Origin of the sequence: Rothia sp. HMSC068F09, from assembly GCF_001812775.1 — a bacterium.
Classification (GTDB): domain Bacteria; phylum Actinomycetota; class Actinomycetes; order Actinomycetales; family Micrococcaceae; genus Rothia; species Rothia mucilaginosa_A.
On sequence record NZ_KV810419.1, the window covers coordinates 291057 to 309663 of the forward strand.

13 protein-coding genes are annotated in these 18607 nt (G+C 65.2%); 11 read left to right on the forward strand and 2 right to left on the reverse strand.

All coding sequences use genetic code 11. The features are described 5' to 3' along the window. Window positions 1–169: 169 nt before the first annotated feature. Complete coding sequence (locus HMPREF2874_RS03410) at window positions 170–2137, reverse strand: acyltransferase family protein (RefSeq protein WP_070648948.1); 1968 nt, start codon at window positions 2135–2137, stop codon at window positions 170–172. Window positions 2138–2431: 294 nt separating this feature from the next. On the opposite strand from HMPREF2874_RS03410, the gene dapB reads away from it, so the two are divergent. The 11 genes from dapB to HMPREF2874_RS03465 all read left to right on the forward strand — a co-directional run bounded on the left by dapB (window position 2432) and on the right by HMPREF2874_RS03465 (window position 16995). After that, a complete protein-coding gene (gene dapB, locus HMPREF2874_RS03415; protein WP_070648949.1) occupies window positions 2432–3190 on the forward strand; it encodes a 4-hydroxy-tetrahydrodipicolinate reductase in 759 nt (252 codons plus the stop codon). Window positions 3191–3199: 9 nt separating this feature from the next. Then, window positions 3200–3868: a tetratricopeptide repeat protein gene (locus HMPREF2874_RS03420; RefSeq protein ID WP_070648950.1), complete on the forward strand. Its 669-nt coding sequence runs from the start codon at window positions 3200–3202 to the stop codon at window positions 3866–3868. A gap of 244 nt (window positions 3869–4112) precedes the next feature. Beyond that, window positions 4113–5048: a 4-hydroxy-tetrahydrodipicolinate synthase gene (gene dapA / locus HMPREF2874_RS03425; RefSeq protein WP_049344398.1), complete on the forward strand. Its 936-nt coding sequence runs from the start codon at window positions 4113–4115 to the stop codon at window positions 5046–5048. Window positions 5049–5524: 476 nt separating this feature from the next. Then, the gene (locus HMPREF2874_RS03430; protein ID WP_070648951.1) at window positions 5525–7240 is read left to right on the forward strand and encodes a ribonuclease J; all 1716 of its coding nucleotides are present in this window, start codon (window positions 5525–5527) and stop codon (window positions 7238–7240) included. Window positions 7241–7488: 248 nt separating this feature from the next. Continuing rightward, window positions 7489–10626 carry a DNA translocase FtsK gene (locus HMPREF2874_RS03435; protein WP_070648952.1) on the forward strand — a complete coding sequence of 1046 codons (3138 nt, stop codon included), beginning with the start codon at window positions 7489–7491 and terminating at the stop codon, window positions 10624–10626. Between the two features lie 210 nt (window positions 10627–10836). After that, window positions 10837–11493 (forward strand): CDP-diacylglycerol--glycerol-3-phosphate 3-phosphatidyltransferase, encoded by a 657-nt coding sequence (gene pgsA, locus HMPREF2874_RS03440; protein WP_049332762.1) that lies wholly within the window; start codon window positions 10837–10839, stop codon window positions 11491–11493. A 143-nt stretch (window positions 11494–11636) separates the two neighbouring features. Next, window positions 11637–12230, forward strand: a complete 594-nt coding sequence (locus tag HMPREF2874_RS03445) for a CinA family protein (RefSeq protein ID WP_070648953.1) — start codon at window positions 11637–11639, stop codon at window positions 12228–12230. Between the two features lie 314 nt (window positions 12231–12544). After that, window positions 12545–12949: a helix-turn-helix domain-containing protein gene (locus tag HMPREF2874_RS03450; protein WP_049332759.1), complete on the forward strand. Its 405-nt coding sequence runs from the start codon at window positions 12545–12547 to the stop codon at window positions 12947–12949. 177 nt (window positions 12950–13126) lie between these two features. Further along, window positions 13127–13348 (forward strand): DUF3046 domain-containing protein, encoded by a 222-nt coding sequence (locus HMPREF2874_RS03455; protein WP_070648981.1) that lies wholly within the window; start codon window positions 13127–13129, stop codon window positions 13346–13348. A gap of 410 nt (window positions 13349–13758) precedes the next feature. After that, a complete protein-coding gene (gene recA / locus HMPREF2874_RS03460) occupies window positions 13759–14865 on the forward strand; it encodes a recombinase RecA (RefSeq protein WP_049332756.1) in 1107 nt (368 codons plus the stop codon). 207 nt (window positions 14866–15072) lie between these two features. After that, complete coding sequence (locus HMPREF2874_RS03465) at window positions 15073–16995, forward strand: regulatory protein RecX (protein WP_070648954.1); 1923 nt, start codon at window positions 15073–15075, stop codon at window positions 16993–16995. Window positions 16996–17143: 148 nt separating this feature from the next. On the opposite strand, the gene HMPREF2874_RS03470 is transcribed toward HMPREF2874_RS03465, so the two are convergent. Then, window positions 17144–18589: a hemin ABC transporter substrate-binding protein gene (locus HMPREF2874_RS03470; RefSeq protein ID WP_070648955.1), complete on the reverse strand. Its 1446-nt coding sequence runs from the start codon at window positions 18587–18589 to the stop codon at window positions 17144–17146. Between the last annotated feature and the right edge of the window lie 18 nt (window positions 18590–18607).

The window sequence follows — 18607 nt, forward strand, 5'->3', positions numbered from 1 at the left end:
CTCGCCGTTTGAAATAGAGCTACGGGAAATCGAAAGGCCCGTTGGTCACTCTCATGAGAGTGACCAACGGGCCTTTCAGCGCATCAGAACCGTCACCGGGTTAGCGTCACCGGGCCAGCCGGTTCGGGTCGGTTCGACGCGGGTACTTGCGCGTTGTGGCTGCGACGCGCTACTTCTTCTGTGCCTTGGCGATGGCCTGCTCCACGACCCGGGCGTAGAGCTCCTGGCCGGCCGCCTCGGGGTGCACGCCGTCGGAAGCGAGCAGACCGCTCTGGGTCTGCAGGGCCTGGCGAATCGCCGAGTTCCAATCCGCGATAATCACGCGGTCGGAGTGCTGGGAAGCAAACTCTCGAATCTTCGTATTCGAGTACTCAATCCAGCTCAGGTTGCGCGGGCCGTAACCGGTCACGAGCACCAGCTTCGAATCGGTGGGCATGGCCGCCAGCACCTGATCGAGCTGACCGTCCAGAATGGTCGAGTTTGCGGTCACCGACAGCACCAGGGTCTTTCGAATCTGACCGTTGGCGCCCATGGACTTAATAATGGGCAGCGCGTTAGCGATGGTGCGTCCCTCAGCCGCATTAATCTGGGCCTCGGGCATCTTGTCGTAGAGATCGGGGGAGGTCGCCACCACGATGGAGTCACCCACGACGGTCACCTGTGAGGAGTCGATGGGGCCGGTGGCCTCCTGGGAGGCCGAGGCGCTTGCTGAGGCGGTGGCCTTCGCATCCTTTCCGTCCTTGGACGTGGGGTTGGCCGAAGCGCTCGCGGAGGCGCTGGCGCGCGCCTCCTGTCGGGCCTTCAGACGTTCGGCCGCGGCGCGCTTGCCGTCCTCAACGGACTGCTGGGCGGTGGTCATGGCCGGCGCGGTGCGTACGGCCACGCCGGTCGCGCCGGCGGCCGCAATCACGAGCAGGGTCAGGGCGATGGGCAGGGCCTTAACGGTGGCGTTCTGGAAGGAGGCGATAACGCGGTTGGCGCTTCCACGGAAGCCGTGGCGTCGAATCGGGGTCTCAACCCAGCGGTAGGACATCTCGGCGATGGCGAAGGTCGCCACCAGCACGCCGACGTTCACCAGCGGGGAGCGGTCCGCGCCGAGTACGTAGTGCATGACCACGGCCAGCGGCCAGTGCCACAGGTACAGGCCGTAGGAGCGTTCGCCCACCCAGCGCAGGGGCGCAAAGTTCAGCAGGCGGCGCAGGGCCTCGGAAGCACCGGCAAGCATATCGGGCAGCATGCCCTGAATCACGCCGAGAGCCAGCAGGGAAGCGCCGAACAGACCCCAGGGAATCGCACCGGGTGCCGATTCGGGCACGAGAACCGCGTAGGGAATCAGCGCGAACAGGGACAGCCAGCTAATCATGACGCGGGCGAAAGCAACCACGCCAAAGGGCTGAGCCACGCGGTACAGCACGGACTGCTGCAACGGCGGGTACAGCGACCAGGGGCGGGCAAAGGCCAGCAGTGCGCCCAGCAGCAGACCGTACAGGTGGGTGTCGGTGCCGTAGTAGATGCGGCTGACGGGCGCACCGTTCATGAGCAGGAAGGTCGCAGCTCCCAGGGAGGCGACGATTCCCAGCACCATGACGACGCTGAAGCGACGCCAACGGCGGCCCAGCAGTAGACCGGACGCAACGATCAGCAGGGGCCAGAGAACGTAGAACTGCTCCTCGACGGCAAGGGACCAGAAGTTCGTGAAGAGCTCCGGGGAGGTCTGCGCGAAGTAGTCGTTTCCGGCGAAGATGGAAATCCAGTTGGAGGAGAAGGTTGCCGCGCCCAGCAGCTGGCGGCCCAGGTTGACCTGGATATCGCCGCCGACGATGAGGCTCACGGGACCCAGCACGAGAATCATGAGGGCGATGGCCGGTAGCAGGCGGCGGGCACGGCGAATCCAGAAGCTACCGAGCGCGATGCGGCCGTTTAGGGCACCCTCGCGCAGCAGGAGCGAAGTGATGAGAAAACCCGAGATGACGAAGAAGATATCCACGCCAATCATGCCGCCGGGCAGGACCGTGGGCCAGAAGTGGTACACGATCACCAGGAGCACCGCGATGGCGCGCAAACCGTCCAAACCAGGCAGAATATAACGCCGGTTTGCTTCATATGGGCGTACAGAGGAGGTAAAGAGGGACTTCATACGGTCTGTGTGCTCCGAGGGACGGATTGAAAATTAAATACCAGCCTATTATAGGTTTGATTCCATTAGATGACGTAGTGGGATTCTTATATGACGTCGAGAACCAGCACATCAGCGCCGGGATTGGGGCGCGAGCGGGCGCTCCGGGAAGGCCGGCCGAGAGACGAGAAGAGGCCTCCGGAGGGTTGCGCGGTAGCGCATCGGCGATAATGGAGGAGAAGAAACGGTGACGGGCCGCCCCGCAACGGGCCTACCGCCACGGAAGAAGCCACCGGGAAGAAGCGAGGAGAACGCATGAGCGAGAAGATTTGGAAGGTAGCGGTTCTTGGAGCCGCGGGCCGCATGGGGTCGGAGGCGGTTCGCGCCGTCAACACCGCCGAGGATATGGACCTGGTGGCGGCCCTGGGCCGCGGTGACGACCTGCAGGAGCTGGTCGACTCCGGCGCCGAAATCGTGATTGACCTGACCGTTCCGGATTCGAGTGAGGCCAACGTTCGCTTCGCGGTTGAGCACGACATGCACGCGGTGGTCGGCACGACCGGCTGGACCCCCGAACGACTGGACTCCCTGCGCGAAATGCTGGGCGAGCACCCGGGCGTGGGCGTGCTGATCGCTCCGAACTTCGCGATCGGTTCGATTCTGGCCACCGAGTTTGCGGCCAAGGCTGCCCGCTACTTCGATTCGGTTGAAATCATTGAGATTCACCACCCGAACAAGGTGGATGCCCCCTCCGGCACCGCGGTTCACACGGCCCGCAAGGTGGCGGCCGCTCGCGCCGAGGCCGGCGTGGGCCCTAGCCCGGACGCCACGACATCCGATCCGCTGGGTTCGCGCGGCGCGGTGGTGGACGGCGTGCACGTGCACGCGGTGCGTCTGCGCGGCATGGTGGCTCACCAGGAGATTCTGCTGGGCGACCCCGGCCAGCAGCTGGTGATTCGTCACGATTCCTTTGACCGCGCCTCCTTCATGCCCGGCGTGCTGCTGGGCGTGCGCGAGGTGGCGGCGCATCCGGGCCTGAGCGTGGGCCTGGACGCCTATATGGACCTGTCTTAGGAGGGCACGATGTCTGAACAGATTTCTTCCGAGGGTTCACCGGCTCCCGCCGAGGCGCGAAGCCGCGGCCCCTGGTGGGCTTCGCTGCGCCTGTGGACGGCGTGCGCGTGCGTTCTGCTGGTGGTGACGGTGCTCATCCTGCCGCTGCCCATCGTGGTGCGCGCCTTCATCCTGGGTGTGCTGATTTTTAGCGCGGTCTTCGTGACCGTGGATGCCGGCGGGTTCGGCAAGACCTTCGCCGCGCTGACCTGCACGCTGCTGGTGCTGTATCTGGTGTACACGGCCGATCGTGGCGTGTCCCTGCTCCTTTCGGGCTCGGTGGCCGGCGTAGTGCTGGGGCTCGGCATGATTCTGCTGCCCGTGCTCGGCGCGTGGGCCCTGGTGCGTGAGATTCTCTTTGGAACGCGTATTCAGATGATGGCTCAGCAGCTGTCCGATTCGGGGGACCTGGCGGAGGATAACCTGCCGCGCACCCCGAGCGGTAAGGTGGACCGCGAGGCAGCCGCGGCGGAGTTTGAGTCCTTCGCGGCGGCGGTTGAGCAGGAGCCCGAGAACTGGAAGGCCTGGTTCAACCTGGCCTGCATGTACGATGCGGTGGGCGAGCGCAAGCGCGCCCGCGCGGCGATGCGTAACGCGTGGGCGTTGCGCTCGGGTGGTGCCGCGAAGGAAATGCGTTAGAAGCATCGGGAGGAGCGGTTGCGCTCCCGAAGGTTGAGGGGCCGCGCCGGGGGAGTACCCTGGGCGGCCCTTTTGTCGTAAGAGTATTAGTTCGGCGAGCCGGGGCGGTCTATCGGGCCGGGGCCCGCGGGAGGCACCTCGGGAACCTGCCGCGGCGTGCGGGGGAGGGGGGTGCCGCGCGACACTATATGAAAATTTATGCGTTATGTAGTAAAAATCTGCATTTCGGGGGTACCCTGGAAATATGTCTGAGAACCTATCTAACCCCGGTACCTTTGTTGAGCCCGTCTTCGGCCGCCTGCTGACCGCGATGGTCACCCCCTTCGCGCAGGACGGCTCCGTGGACGAGAAGCAGGTGGCAGACCTGGCGAACTACCTGGTCGACAACGGTCACGACGGCCTGGTGGTCTGCGGCACCACCGGCGAGTACTCGACCATGACCGACGACGAGAACGAGCGCGTCTTCCAGATTGTGAAGGACACCGTCGGCTCTCGCGCCAAGATCATTGCCGGCGTGGGTTCGAACGACACCGCGCACACCATTGAGCTGGCCCACCGTGCAGAGAAGGTCGGCGTGGACGGCCTGCTGGTCGTGACCCCCTACTACAACAAGCCGACCCAGCCGGGCGTGTACGCCCACTTCTCCACCGTGGCCAAGGCCACCGACACTCCCGTGATGCTTTACGACATTCCGGGCCGCGCGGGCATCCCGATTGCCCCCGAAACCTACCGCCGCCTGGCCGAGATTGACAGCATCGTCGCCGTGAAGGACGCCAAGGCAGACTTCGGCGCCGCAACCGAGGTCATGGCAACCACCGACCTGCACTACTACAGCGGCGACGACGGCCTGACCCTGCCCTGGATGGCAATGGGTGCCGTCGGTCTGGTGTCTGTGACCGCGCACGTGGCCCCGAACCTCTTCCGCGCGCTCATTGACGCGGTGGTGGCCCAGGACCTCGTGGAGGCGCAGCGCCTGCACCTGGAGCTGGCTCCGATCGTGCGCGCCACCATGGGTCGCGCCCCCGGTTGCGTGGCCGCCAAGGAGATTCTCGCCTGGCAGGGCGTGCTGGGCCAGCCGGTCGTTCGACTGCCGCACGTGCTCTCCGAACCGGAGGTGCTGGCCGCCATGCGCGAGGACCTGATGACCTCCAGCCTTGCCCACACCCTGAAAAACGCATAAACTTTTATTCAGCTTCTTTTATACGTCCGGGCTAGTGTGCCCGGGCGGCGTGAAGCAGGTTAAGAGAGACTTTTGGCCGCCCACGCGGTAATTTGGCCGCTCATAGCGAATTACCGTGACGCATGCTTTCAGCACGCGTGGAACGCGGCCCCCAACGCGGGCTCCTCGCCGTTACGACGGCGAGGGGTCCGCTCTGGCGTATTTCCCGAGGTGTCCGAAACGACCATGACCCGCCGCGGCACCGATAGGCCGCAGAAACACGTCGCGTAACCCACGGAAACCCCGGAAACTCCACAACATTTGGAACACTCCAGACCCGTATTCGGAGCGAAACTCGCCCCGGAACGCATATCACTAGACTTCCCGTGACGAACGAGGATGCGAACGCAGGCCCGCACGCTAAGGCCCGGCGCCTGAGCCCCTCGAACGAATCACGACACAACAGATAGTAAGAAAATAGAAAGAGGAGACACACGATGAGCGTCTTTGAAGCGAATCTTCCCCTGCCTCCCCGCCTGAAGAAGGACACCCTGCGCGTGGTGCCCCTGGGCGGCCTGGGTGAAGTCGGTCGTAACATGACCGTGTACGAAATTAACGGCAAGCTGCTGATTGTCGACTGCGGCGTGCTCTTCCCCGAAGAGTCCCAGCCCGGCGTGGACCTGATCCTGCCCGACTTCAGCTACATTGTGGACCGTCTGGACGACGTGGTCGCCATGGTGCTGACCCACGGCCACGAGGACCACATCGGCGCCGTTCCCTACCTGCTGCGTCGCCGCCCCGACATCCCCCTGGTCGGTTCCGAGCTGACCCTGGCACTGGTCGAGGCGAAACTGGCCGAGCACCGCATCAAGCCCTACACCCTCGCGGTGAAGGAACACCAGGTGGAGCGTTTCGGCCCGTTCGAGTGCGAGTTCGTTGCTGTGAACCACTCGATCCCGGATGCGCTGGCCGTGTTCATCCGCACCAAGGCCGGTAAGGTCCTGCACACCGGTGACTTCAAGATGGACCAGCTGCCCCTGGACGGTCGCCTGACCGACCTGCGCCACTTCTCCCGCCTGGGCGAGGAGGGCGTGGACCTGTTCCTGCCGGACTCCACCAACGCCGAGGTCCCCGGCTTCACCCCGACCGAGAAGAACATCGGCCCGGTGCTCTCGAACGTCTTCCGTGACGCTCGCGGCCGCATCATCGTGGCCTCCTTCTCTTCGCACGTGCACCGCGTGCAGCAGGTGCTGAATGCCGCCGCCGAACGCGGTCGCAAGGTCGTGCTCGTGGGCCGCTCCATGGTGCGCAACATGACCATCGCCGAGAAGCTGGGCTACCTGAAGGTGCCCGACAACGTGCTCGTGGACCTGAAGAAGGTCGACGACTACCGCCCCGACCAGATTGTGATGATGTGCACCGGTTCGCAGGGCGAGCCCATGGCGGCGCTCTCGCGTATGGCTAACGGCGACCACAAGATTCAGATTGAGCCGGGCGACACCGTGGTGCTGGCCTCCTCGCTGATTCCCGGTAACGAGACCAGCGTGTACCGCATCATCAACGCCCTCATGAAGCTGGGCGCCCACGTGGTGCACAAGGGCAACGCGAAGGTTCACGTGTCCGGCCACGCGGCCGCCGGCGAGCTGCTGTACTGCTACAACATCCTCAAGCCCAAGAACGTCATGCCCGTTCACGGCGAGGTGCGCCACCTGATTGCCAACGGCGACCTGGCGATTGAGACCGGTGTTCCCGCACAGAACGTACTCCTGTGCGAGTCCGGCACCGTGGTGGATCTGCGCGATGGCGTGGCCACCGTGGTCGGTGAGATTCCCTGCGAGTACCTTTACGTTGACGGCCGTTCCGTCGGCGAGGTGACCGAGAGCGACCTGAAGGACCGCCGCATCCTGGGTGAGGAAGGCTTCGTGTCCATCGTGACCGCGATTGACCGCGCGACCAAGCGTGTGGTGACCGGCCCGGACATCCACGCCCGCGGTATCGCGGAGGACGACGCCGTCTTCGACGAGATCGTCCCGAAGATTACCGCCGCCCTGGAGGACGCACTGCACCGCGCACCCGAGAAGGTGCACACCGTGCAGCAGCTGCAGCAGATTGTGCGCCGCACCATCGGCGCGTGGATCTCTCGCCGCCTGCGCCGCAAGCCCATGATCGTGCCCGTGGTCATCGAGAGCATCTCTCCGGACGCTAAGAACTAAATATCAGCGCGGCCGCCTCCCGCAGGTGGCATCGGCTTTCGGGCCGAGGCTGAAACGGGTTACCTGAAACGCAGGGGGCGGGGTCGATACCGAGTGTCGGCCCCGCCCCCTGCGCATCCGGCAGGGCGGGCTGGCTCGGCGGGTTTCGGCGGGTCCAGCACCCGCGTGCGACGCCCCGTCGCAGCCGCTGCGCTCACTGATAACGAAGAAATCGTTAGATTAACGGGAAGGTTGATACTCTAAAAGGTATGGCTCCACGGACCACAAAGGGTCGTAGTACGACCGCTAAGTCAAAGAAAACCACCCGCAAGCGCACCACCTCCTCGAGGGGCGGTGCCCGTCGCGGTGCCGAGGCGACGAATCCTGTCGCCGGCGCCATCGCCTCCGTCTGGCTGAGCATCGCTCACGCTATCGGCGGGGCGGTGCGCTCGATTGGCACGGCGCGCACCGACCTGGAACCCGAACAGCGTCGTGATGGCGGCGCGCTCGTACTGCTGCTCTTCGGCCTCATCAGCGCCGGTGTTGAGTGGTACAACTGGCGCGCCCACACCTCCCTCGGCATGCTGCGCGCGCCCCTGGACGCCTGGCACACGATGCTCGGCGGCATCTTCGGCCAGGGTGCCCTGCTGATTCCGGTGCTCAGCTTCGTGCTGGCCTGGTGCGTCTTCCGAGGCCCCGACCTGGTCAAACGCAATAACCGGGTGACCCTGGGCTCCCTGATTCTGCTGATTGCGACCTCCCTCTTCTTCGCCCGCCACGTCGGGCACCCGACCTTTGCGGACGGTTTCGAGGCCGTATGGGCCGGAGGCGGCGTCACGGGAGTAATCCTCGGCACCCCCATCGTTCGCCTGAGCGGGGGTATCGCGGCGGTGGAGATTCTGATTCACCTGCTGCTGGCGCTCGCAGGGGTGCTGGTCATGACCAACACCCCGATTCGCCAGATTGTGCCCCGCACCCGGCACCTGGTGGGCCTGGCCCTGGGCGAGAAGCCCAACGGCACCACCCGCGAGCGCTCCTCCTCGGATGATGCAACTCAGACCGTGGACCTGAACGCCGAGGAGCACGACCGCAGCTACCTGTACGGTGACGACGAGAAGCCAGCCCGAGCCTCCTCCGCGGGCGGTGGCCTGATGGCGCGCCTGCGCGGCTGGCTGGGCTTTGGCGTTTCCAAGGGCGATGACGGCCCCCTCGACGAGTACGCCGGTGACGAGGCCTTCGTGAACGCCGTGGTGGACGATGCCCACCCCGAGACCACCCAGATGCCCGTGCAGCCCGCCAACCCCGCTCCCGGCGCGCGCACCGGCGCCAAGCCGAATCGCCTGAGTCGCCTGCCCGGTCGCCTGAACCAGGCTCCCGCCGCGGCTTCGAGCGGCCCCGACCTCTTTGACGTGGAGGCCTCTCAGGCTCCCGCCGCCCGCCTGGATCAGGTGCAGCGCGCCGCGGTGGCGCACGGCCGCATCCCGGGGGAGGAGCCCCTCTTCGACGTGGAAGCCTACGATGGTTTCGGCGGCGACTCCTCGCAGCAGGCTCCCTCCGAGCCCGCCCCGCAGACCAGGCCCCGCGATGTGGTTCCGCCCGCGGGCGCACCCGCTCAGGAGGCCGGCCGAGGTGCCGCCGCGGGTCAGGCTCCGATTCCGACCCGCATGCATTCGGCCGGCGCGCATCAGGGCGCAAACCAGAGTACGAACCAGGGCGCGTCCCAGCAGGCGGCACGCTCCGGCGGCGGCCTGTCCCGCCCCCTGCAGAACAACACCCAGACCGCGACCACCGAGCAGGCTCGCGGCGAGCAGGTTGTGCAGTCCTCCCGCGGGGCCTACGTGTTGCCCTCGGAGGAGATGCTGGTTTCCGGCCCGCCCGCCAAGGAATCCTCCGAGGTCAACGAGCACGTGGTCGAGGCCCTCACCAGCGTGCTGGAGCAGTTCAAGGTGGACGCCCACGTGACCGGTTTCTCGCGTGGCCCGACCGTGACCCGCTACGAAATTGAGCTGGGACCGGCCACGAAGGTGGAGCGCGTGACGGCGCTGAGCAAGAACATCGCCTACGCGGTGGCCAGCCCGGACGTGCGCATCCTTTCGCCCATTCCCGGCAAGTCCGCGATCGGCATTGAGATTCCGAATACCGACCGCGAGACCGTGGCCCTGGGCGACGTGCTGCGCTCCCCGCAGGCTCACGCGAACCACCACCCGATGGTCATGGGCGTGGGCAAGGACGTTGAGGGCGGCTTCGTGTTGGCCAACCTGGCCAAGATGCCGCACATGCTGGTCGCAGGTGCGACCGGTGCCGGTAAGTCTTCGTTCGTGAACTCGATGATTACCTCGATTCTGATGCGCGCGACCCCCGACCAGGTGCGCCTGGTGATGGTCGACCCCAAGCGCGTGGAGCTGACCGCCTACGAGGGTATTCCGCACCTGATTACGCCCATCATCACGAACCCGAAGAAGGCCGCCGAGGCCCTGCAGTGGGTGGTTCGCGAGATGGACGCCCGCTACGACGACCTCGCCCACTACGGCTACAAGCACGTGGACGACTTCAACAAGGCGGTGCGCGAGGGTAAGGTTCAGCCCGATCCCGGCAGCAAGCGCACGATTCACGAGTACCCGTACCTGTTGGTGATCGTGGACGAGCTGGCCGACCTGATGATGGTCGCCCCGCGCGACGTGGAAGAGGCCATCGTGCGTATCACGCAGCTGGCCCGTGCCGCCGGTATCCACCTGGTGCTGGCTACCCAGCGTCCGTCGGTGGACGTGGTGACCGGTCTGATTAAGGCGAACGTTCCTTCCCGCATGGCGTTTGCGACCTCCTCGGTCACTGACTCCCGCGTGGTGCTGGATCAGCCCGGCGCCGAGAAGCTGATTGGTCAGGGTGACGCGCTCTTCCTGCCGATGGGTGCCTCGAAGCCGATGCGTGTTCAGGGTGCGTGGGTTTCCGAATCCGAGATTCACGCCGTGGTTGAGCACGTGAAGAAACAGGCCCCGACCATCTACCGTGAGGACGTGATGGTTTCGGCCGCGAAGAAGCAGATTGATGAGGAAATCGGCGACGACCTCGATGATCTGCTGCAGGCGGCCGAGATCGTGATTACCACGCAGTTCGGTTCGACCTCGATGCTGCAGCGTAAGCTGCGCATGGGCTTCGCGAAGGCCGGCCGCATCATGGACCTGCTGGAGTCGCAGGGCGTGGTGGGCCCCTCGGAGGGTTCGAAGGCCCGCGAGGTGCTGGTCCGCCCCGACGACCTGCAGGCCACCCTGGCGCGTATTCGCGGCGAGGAGCCCCCTGCAGCCGACCCGTACGCGAACGCGGTGGATCCGGGGGAGCCGGTCACGGATTATTACGACGAATCCGATGACGAGGGCTCGGAGGACGCCTGGCAGCTGACGGGCCGCTAAGCTCACACGTTATCCACAAGCGCCCCGCACGTTCGGCGGTGCCCGATGAGGCACCCGTATAATGGACGTACGGGGCGTTTGTGCGTTCCCGATACCCTTCGGTGCCAATATTTGACGATGGCTGTGCGCGTGCCTCGCGCGGTGTACGGCCCGCATCGAAACTGCAACACCGGGCTCACCCGTCGAGCCCGCCGATTCTAAGGAGCACCCATGAGCGACGCTCACACCCCAGCCCCCACCGGTGAGGTCCGGGCGGTGCAGCCTCGCACGTCGAATTGGAACGTTCCCAACGTGCTGACGGTTCTGCGCATCATAGCGGTGCCCTTCTTCATCGTGGCGCTGGTCAGTGGCGGTACCTTTGGTGCCGACGACCCGACCCACCGCTGGCTTGCTTGGGTGATTTTCATCCTCGCGATGCTCACGGACTGGGCCGACGGCTACCTGGCGCGTTCCCGCAACCTCATCACGAGCTTCGGCAAGATTGCCGACCCGATTGCCGATAAGTTCCTGACCGGTGCCGCGTTCATTGTGCTCTCGGCCCTGGGCGAGCTGTGGTGGTGGGTGACCATCGTGATTCTGCTGCGCGAGTGGGGCATCACGGTGATGCGCCTGTTCGTCATCAAGTACGGCGTGATGGCGGCCAGCAAGGGCGGCAAAATCAAGACGGTACTGCAGACCGTGGCGCTGGTGCTGATGCTCCTGCCGCTGGGTCAGCTGGGCTTGGGCTGGCTGGTGCCGGGCTGGGTGCTGATGGGCGCGGTCACGGCGATTACCGTGTGGACCGGCCTGGTGTACGTGCGCGATGCCTACAACCTGCGTCGCACCTGGTTGCAGAACCAGGCTGCGCAGAAGCAGCGCGCTCAATAGACGTTGATGGGGGAGTGGCTCATGCCGCTCCCCCGAACTGTACCCGGGGTGAGCGTTAGCGGCGCTCGAGCACCGGGGCGCTCGCGAAAGGAGCGGGTGCGTGAACGGGCGGTCGGGTCAGCCCGGCCGCCGGGAAAGGATGAATCATGGTTCCTCTTCTAAACGAAGGCACCCAGTCGGCTTCGCCCGAGCTGACGCGCGCTGAGGTTTTTTCGGGTACCCCGCAGGCGGCGGCCCTGCTGCTGCGCGATGCGGTGCGCTCGTGCGCATCCCAGGAACGTCCGGTGCAGGTGGCCACTGCTGAGTCCTTGACCGGCGGGGACGTGGGCGGCGCGATCTGCACGGTGCCGGGCGCATCGGCCTACTATCGCGGCGGCGTGATTTCTTACGCCTACGAGGTGAAGGCGCGGGTGCTGGGCGTGGACGCTCAGCTGCTTGCGACCGAGGGCGCGGTGAACCCGGAGGTGGCGGCTCAGATGGCGGCCGGCGCGGCGCGGGTGTGCGGTGCCGATTACGCGGTGTCGACCACGGGTGTGGCGGGGCCCGACCCCGCGGATGGCCAGCCGGTGGGCACCGTGTTTATCGGGGTGCACGCCCCGGGCGGGTGTGAGGTGTTCGAGCGCCACTACGACGGGGATCGCGCCCGGGTTCGTGCGGCGGCGAGCGCGGATGCGATTGCGCTACTGGCCCGCGCGGTGCGGGGGAGCGCCTCCGGCTCTTTGAGGGAGAGCCTCTAGGACCCAGCCCCGCGGCGCGTCCCGGTGGCATGACCAGGCGGTGTGTGAGGCACGTGAGGCGGTGTTCGTGAAGCTTTGGGGAAGGCACAGGGGAAAGAGTCGGGGAGGATATTTTACGATTCAAAGAATTTCCCAGTCTTCTCCCAGCTTCACGGGAATAAACACATAGCTTGGTCTGTTTGAATGGATACAAGTCTGAAGAAGATGACGAAAACAGCGAGTTTTGTAGCTCGCATCCTAAAAATCAGTTAGGCTTAACTCTGTACAGTCCCGCGCGTCGGGAGGACCTACTCAGGAAAGTGATAAAGAAGCTCATGGCTAAGCAGCGCGTATCAATCAACGGTATTACGAAGTGGAAGGAAATCGACGAGACCCCCAAGCAGGTGGCTCCGGTCGTTGAGGAAGCACGAGTTGTTCCCCTCCGCCAGGCCATCGGTGAGGTTCTTCGCGATGTCCGCCAGCGTCAGGGCCGCACCCTGCGAGAGGTTTCGCAGCGTGCCCGCGTTTCCCTCGGTTACCTGAGTGAAGTTGAGCGCGGTCAGAAGGAAGCTTCCTCCGAGCTGCTGGCCTGGATTTGCCAGGCTCTGGACATCCCGATGTCCCAGATGCTGCGCGAGGTCGCCGATCGTATGGCCGTCGCCGAGGGCGTTCAGATTCCGGATACCGTTCCGGCTGAGCTGTCCGAACGCTACAAGAACGACTACTACGTCTCTCTCTAAGACGTGAGGGTGCGGAAGCTCCGCACCGCTATTGGGCCGATGCCGTACACCCCGAACGGGTGTGCGGCATCGGTTCTTTGTCGAGCAATGGCGAGACGGAATTGTGAGAATGAAGAACTCGGGGTGGGTGCTCCGCCAATGGGCACGCTGCCGCCGGGTGCGGTGAAGGAGATTGCGATGAAGCTGAGCGAGTTTTGGGCGCTCATGGAGCACGAATTTGGCACCGGGTACGCCCCGGTGCTGGCCCGGGATCTGGTGCTGGGATCCCTGAATCACCGGACGGCGGCGGAGGCGCTGGATGCCGGCGTCAATCCGAAGACGGTCTGGTTTGCCATCTGCGAGGAACAGGAGATCCCGCAGGAGCGCCGCTGGGGCCCGGATAAGGAACCGTTGCGTTAGCTCGGCGCGTGCCTGGGCGGCGTGTCTAAATGCCGCGGGGATGCGCTACGGGGGAGCGTGGCGGCCGGGTTACGGTGCGCCCCAGGCCCCGAAAGGTGTGCGCGAACCGATTGAGGCATCCTCGGGCGGGTTTCGAATATTCGAAAATATTTGCCGAAATCTTATGCGAGGTATTCGAAAATGCCTCGTAATTTTGTTCGATTCGTGCTAGACTTTTCCACATCGAGAATTTTTCGAAAAATCCGCGGGATTTTTCCACACATCGTGAAAATGGCCTTATCCTGTCAGGCCGTGACCCTAGAGTAGTCTCAGAAGGAACCGGCAGGCGAAAAGCTGGGGCGACGAGCCCCGCCGATTCCTAGAAACATTATTGACGTCATCACTGACACCACAAAGAACGAGGTACTAACGTGGCTAAGAGCACCAAGTCTCAGAGCGTAGCTCGCGTTCCCGAAGAGGGTCGCGCCAAGGCACTTGAAGCCGTCATGGCACAGATTGATAAGAACTACGGTAAGGGCGCCGTGATGCGCCTGGGTGATAAGGAAACCACCACCACCGAGGTTATCTCTACCGGTGCCATTGCCCTGGATGCCGCTCTCGGCATCGGCGGTCTGCCCCGCGGTCGCGTGATTGAGATTTACGGTCCCGAGTCTTCGGGTAAGACCACCGTGGCCCTGCACGCCGTCGCTAATGTGCAGAAGGCCGGCGGCGTGGCCGCGTTCATCGACGCCGAGCACGCCCTCGACCCGATTTACGCCGCTAAGCTGGGCGTGGACATCGACCAGCTGCTGGTCTCTCAGCCCGACACCGGCGAGCAGGCCCTGGAAATTATGGATATGCTGGTCGGCTCCGGCGCAGTGGATATCGTGGTGGTCGACTCCGTGGCCGCGCTGGTGCCCCGCGCCGAAATCGAGGGCGACATGGGCGACTCCCACGTTGGTCTGCAGGCCCGCCTGATGAGCCAGGCTCTGCGTAAGATTACCGGTCGCCTCTCCGCAACCGGCACCACCGCGATCTTCATCAACCAGCTGCGCGAGAAGATTGGCGTGTTCTTCGGCTCGCCCGAGACCACCACCGGTGGTAAGGCCCTGAAGTTCTACGCTTCGGTGCGCATCGACATTCGCCGTATTGAGACTCTGAAGGACGGCGCGAACCCGATTGGTAACCGCACCCGCGCCAAGGTTGTGAAGAATAAGATGGCTCCGCCCTTCAAGCAGGCAGAGTTCGATATCCTCTACGGCGAGGGCATCTCGGTCGAAGGCGGTATTCTCGACCTGGCCGTGGAGAACGATATCGTCAAGAAGTCCGGTGCATGGTTCACCTATGACGGTGAGCAGCTGGGCCAGGGCCGCGAGAACGTTCGTAAGCTTCTCAAGGACAACCCCGAGCTGACCGAGGAACTGCAGTACAAGGTTCTGGTGAAGCTGGGCATCATCGAGGAGGAGCCCGCCGAGGAGGCCGCAGAGGCCGAGGGCACCGAGAACGATCCGCTGGACGAGCTGGCTGAGGAGTTCTAAACCCTCGCCCGTGGGCCGTTCCCGATAGGATGTACGGCCCGCTCGACAACGCGTGGTAATCGCCGTGCGCTGTGCTTTTCGCACGGTGCGCGGCGATTGCCGTTTAAGCCGGAACCGGCGGCGGTGCGGCTCGATACAATGGGGGAGCGCCTCCAACCGGAGGCACACGGGCTTCGGCGGGTTAGAAAGAGAGGAGGGGACAGGCAGATGGAACGAGGCGTATTCGGCCAAGACGAGAACGCGCGCGGCGGCGAGCGTGACGGTATGCGCGAGGACGACGCCGGTTTCGCCGCCCTGGACGCAACCGAGCCTTTCTTCGGGTCCTCTCCGGCGCAGAACTTCGGCGGCGCGGTGTCGGGCACCGACGGCTTTTCATGTTTTGAATCGGCGGACGGCGGTATCGCGGCTCGCGGAGGCTTTGAACCCCTCACCTTTGAAGCACCCACCGCCCCGGCCGAGCTGGGAGCCTTCGAGGCGCTGGCCTTCGAAGCGCCCGCGCCCCTGGCCGAGCCCGTCCTCGACTGGGAGGCTCCGCAGTCCGCATCCGCGGAGCCTGACGCACCCGCCGTGCCGCGCCAGGCATCTGAAGTGCCCGTATCGCAAAAGTTCGGGGCACAAAAGCCGGTAGAGCAGAAGCCCGGGGCGAGCAGGCCCGCGAAAATACCGCCGGAAGCATCTCCGAAGACCTCCGCGCCCCAAGCATCGCGGGCGGTAGGATCCGAGCCCAAAAAACTGGCGCAGGCAAAACCTGCGCAGGAAAACGTAACCCGGAAAAACGCAGCCCCGCGCAAGGTTTCCGGGGAAAAGACCTCCTGGAAGATGACGGCCCCAGAGGCAACCGAAGAGTTCCCCGATTGGCATCCGGCGGCCCATGGCTTCCGCGAGGAGCCCATCGCCCGCGATCTCGGGGACGACTACCCGGGATACTTTCCGGTGCCCTTGGCACCCCTCGAACCCGCACCGGGTGGGGGTGCGGGGCAAGGCTCCGAGGAATCTTCGGAAGGCTCGCCGCGCCGTAGCCTGCGGGTTGATCCGAATCTGCCGGCCGTCTCCATCGACGAGGCCCCCGTGCGGGCCTTCATGCCTGGAGGCGCGGAGCCCCGCCCCATGGCGGCCGGCCGCCTGAGCCGGGCCGGGGCCGCATCCATCGGGTCGGGGCTCACCGCAGAAGAAAAAGAAGAGATTGAGCGCCAGGCGCAGCAGCGGGAGAAGCAGCAGAAGAAGCGCTCAAACCGGCAGAAGCCGAGCGAGTACAAGCGCGGATTCCGTCGCATGAGCCCGGCGCAGCGGGAAAAGATGCAGAAGCGCTCGCCCTATGCACCGGCCTTCGGGGCCCGGAGCGAGGAAGAGGAAACCCGTAAGAGCCCCTCGAGCCGCGGTTCGGGGAGCAACCTATTCAGGGAGGGAAGCGGCTTGAACGAGAAGCTCACCGCGGCCGAGGAAGCCTTTATTCGGGGTATCGCCGAGGAGGAGGCTCAGGGCATCGGCAGCGGCAAACGCCTGACCGCGCCCCGAGCCTCTCAAGCCTCCGGGGCTCGCGCACCGAGAAGCGGCGGGAACGGCCCCGCCGGGATGAGCGGGCAGGGACCCTCCTGGAAACAGAAGGTGCGCGCCGCCCGCGCCGCCGAGGAAGCCGACCCCTACACCCGCGCCAAGACCATCGTGTACAACCAGCTGGCCTACTCGGCAAAGACCAGGGGGCAGCTGCGCAAGAAGCTCCAGTCAGAAGGCTTCGAAGCCGAGCTCATCGAGCCGCTGCTCGATAAGTTCGAGGCTGCCAAGCTCATCGACGACGCCGAATACGCCGAGACCTTCGTGCGGCAGAAGAGCCGCACCAAGAAGCTCTCGCGCGCCGCGCTGCGCCGCGAGCTGGCCGAGCGCGGGGTGCGCGGCGAAGAAGCGGAGAACGCCCTGGCCCAGCGGACCGACGAGCAGGAGCGCGAGGACGCCGCCGAGCTGGTACGCAAGAAGCTACGCCCCGGCATGGATCTGAGCGACCGAGCTGAAAAGGATAGGGTCACTCGCCGCCTGCTGGGGATGCTTGCGCGCCGCGGCTACTCCTCCTCGGTATCGATGTCGGTAATCCGCGAGGAGCTTGCCGCCTACGGCGCGGAGGACGACCTCTGGTAGGGGCCTGCGGTTGGAAACCGGCAGGAGGACTGCGCAGCTACGCTCGGTGCTATGACGAGTAAAAGGGTGAGCCCGCCTCAGAAATACTCTGTGGCGGGCTCAGCCTAAAACCCTATAAAGCCCCCTGTCGAAGGCCTATGGCCGTTCCCTACTCGGGTGAGTCCAGACGCTCGGCACATTCGGCCAGGGTTGCATCCTGCGAACCCGAAATCTGCAGGAGCAGGCGCATCAGCTGCGCGCCCTCGCGGCGAATCATCGGGAGCAGGGCCGCACGCGGGGAAGCGGAGTAGAGCTCCACGAGCACGCACACCGTGACCGCGGTGCACACCGCGAGATCCTCGGCCAGGTGCGCCTCGAGCGGAGCATCGTCGAAGAGCGCGGAGTACAGCGCAGGCAGGGCTCGCTGGCGGTCCACCCGGTAGCGCGGGTATTCCGGCGACGAGGGGAAGCCCAGCATGGCCTCGACGAAGGGGAAGCCGCGGTGATGCAGGCAGGTGCCCTCAGCGTCCACGATGCGCACCGGTGCGTCCTCGGCCGGGCCGATGAGCACGTTCTGCGGTGAAAAATCACCCGAGGACAGCATGTAGACGCGTCCGCGGTTGAGCTTGAACTGCTCGGGAACGGGCGGACGCTTGGTGAAGAAGGGCTGCACCACGCGGCGGAAGCGGAAGGAGAGCTCCTCCACGGCGGGCGGCAGAGTGCTGCGCGATTCGAGGTCCTGGGGAAGCTCGAAACCCTCGTGGTTCTCGGGGTGCTCCTGCTCGTCCACGCCGTAAATTCGCTTGAGGCCACGCTCGGCCAGCGCCGGGGAGGCGATGGCCCCGGGGAACTGCGCCTTACGGTCGGCGCGGGCCAGGTTCGCACGGTAGCTTTCCACGGCCTCGCCCATGATGCCGGCGCGCGCCAGCGAACGGTAGGCCCCCACGTAGTAATCCAGCGCGTTCAGGGCCTGCTCCTCGGTGCCCTCCGTCAGGGCGTGGGCGACCGAGTACTGCTCACCCTCGGCGGTTCCGGCGCTTACATCCTCGAGCGCGATGACCCGCAGCTCGGCATCGGCACCGTAGAACCGCGGGAAGAGCCCGGGCACCTGCTCGTTGAGGGCCGGTAGGCCGTAGCGTTCGCGCAGGTAGCCGAAGCCGCCGGCGTTCTGCGTGGAATCCTTGCGGCGGTAGCGCTTAAGAATCAGGGAGGACGGCAGGGCCTCAGCGGCCTCCGCGGGGTCGGCTGCCTCAAAGTTCACACGCACCACGACCGAGCGCATGCCGGTGCCCAGAATCCGTACGCTCGCAAGGTCGCGGTCGCCGGATTGCTCCAGGCCCTTCGCCCAGGCCAACATGCGCGAGAAGTTGCGGCGCATCGCGGCGGAGTCTGCGCTCGCCTGGGGCGGCACGGGGGTGTAGAGGGCGATGGCCTCCTCGATGAGAGCATCGTCGGTAGAGCCGGCCACGGCGCTAGGGGAGCGCCCGGCCTCGGGGGCGACCTCCTCCGGGTTTAGCACCTCGGGAGCCTCCGCCTGCTGCGCGGGGGCATCGGAAGAGTCAGAAGAATCGTTCGGTGAAAAACGCGAAAAGTTACTACTAAGGGAAACCTGCATAGAGCCATTATCCCCCAT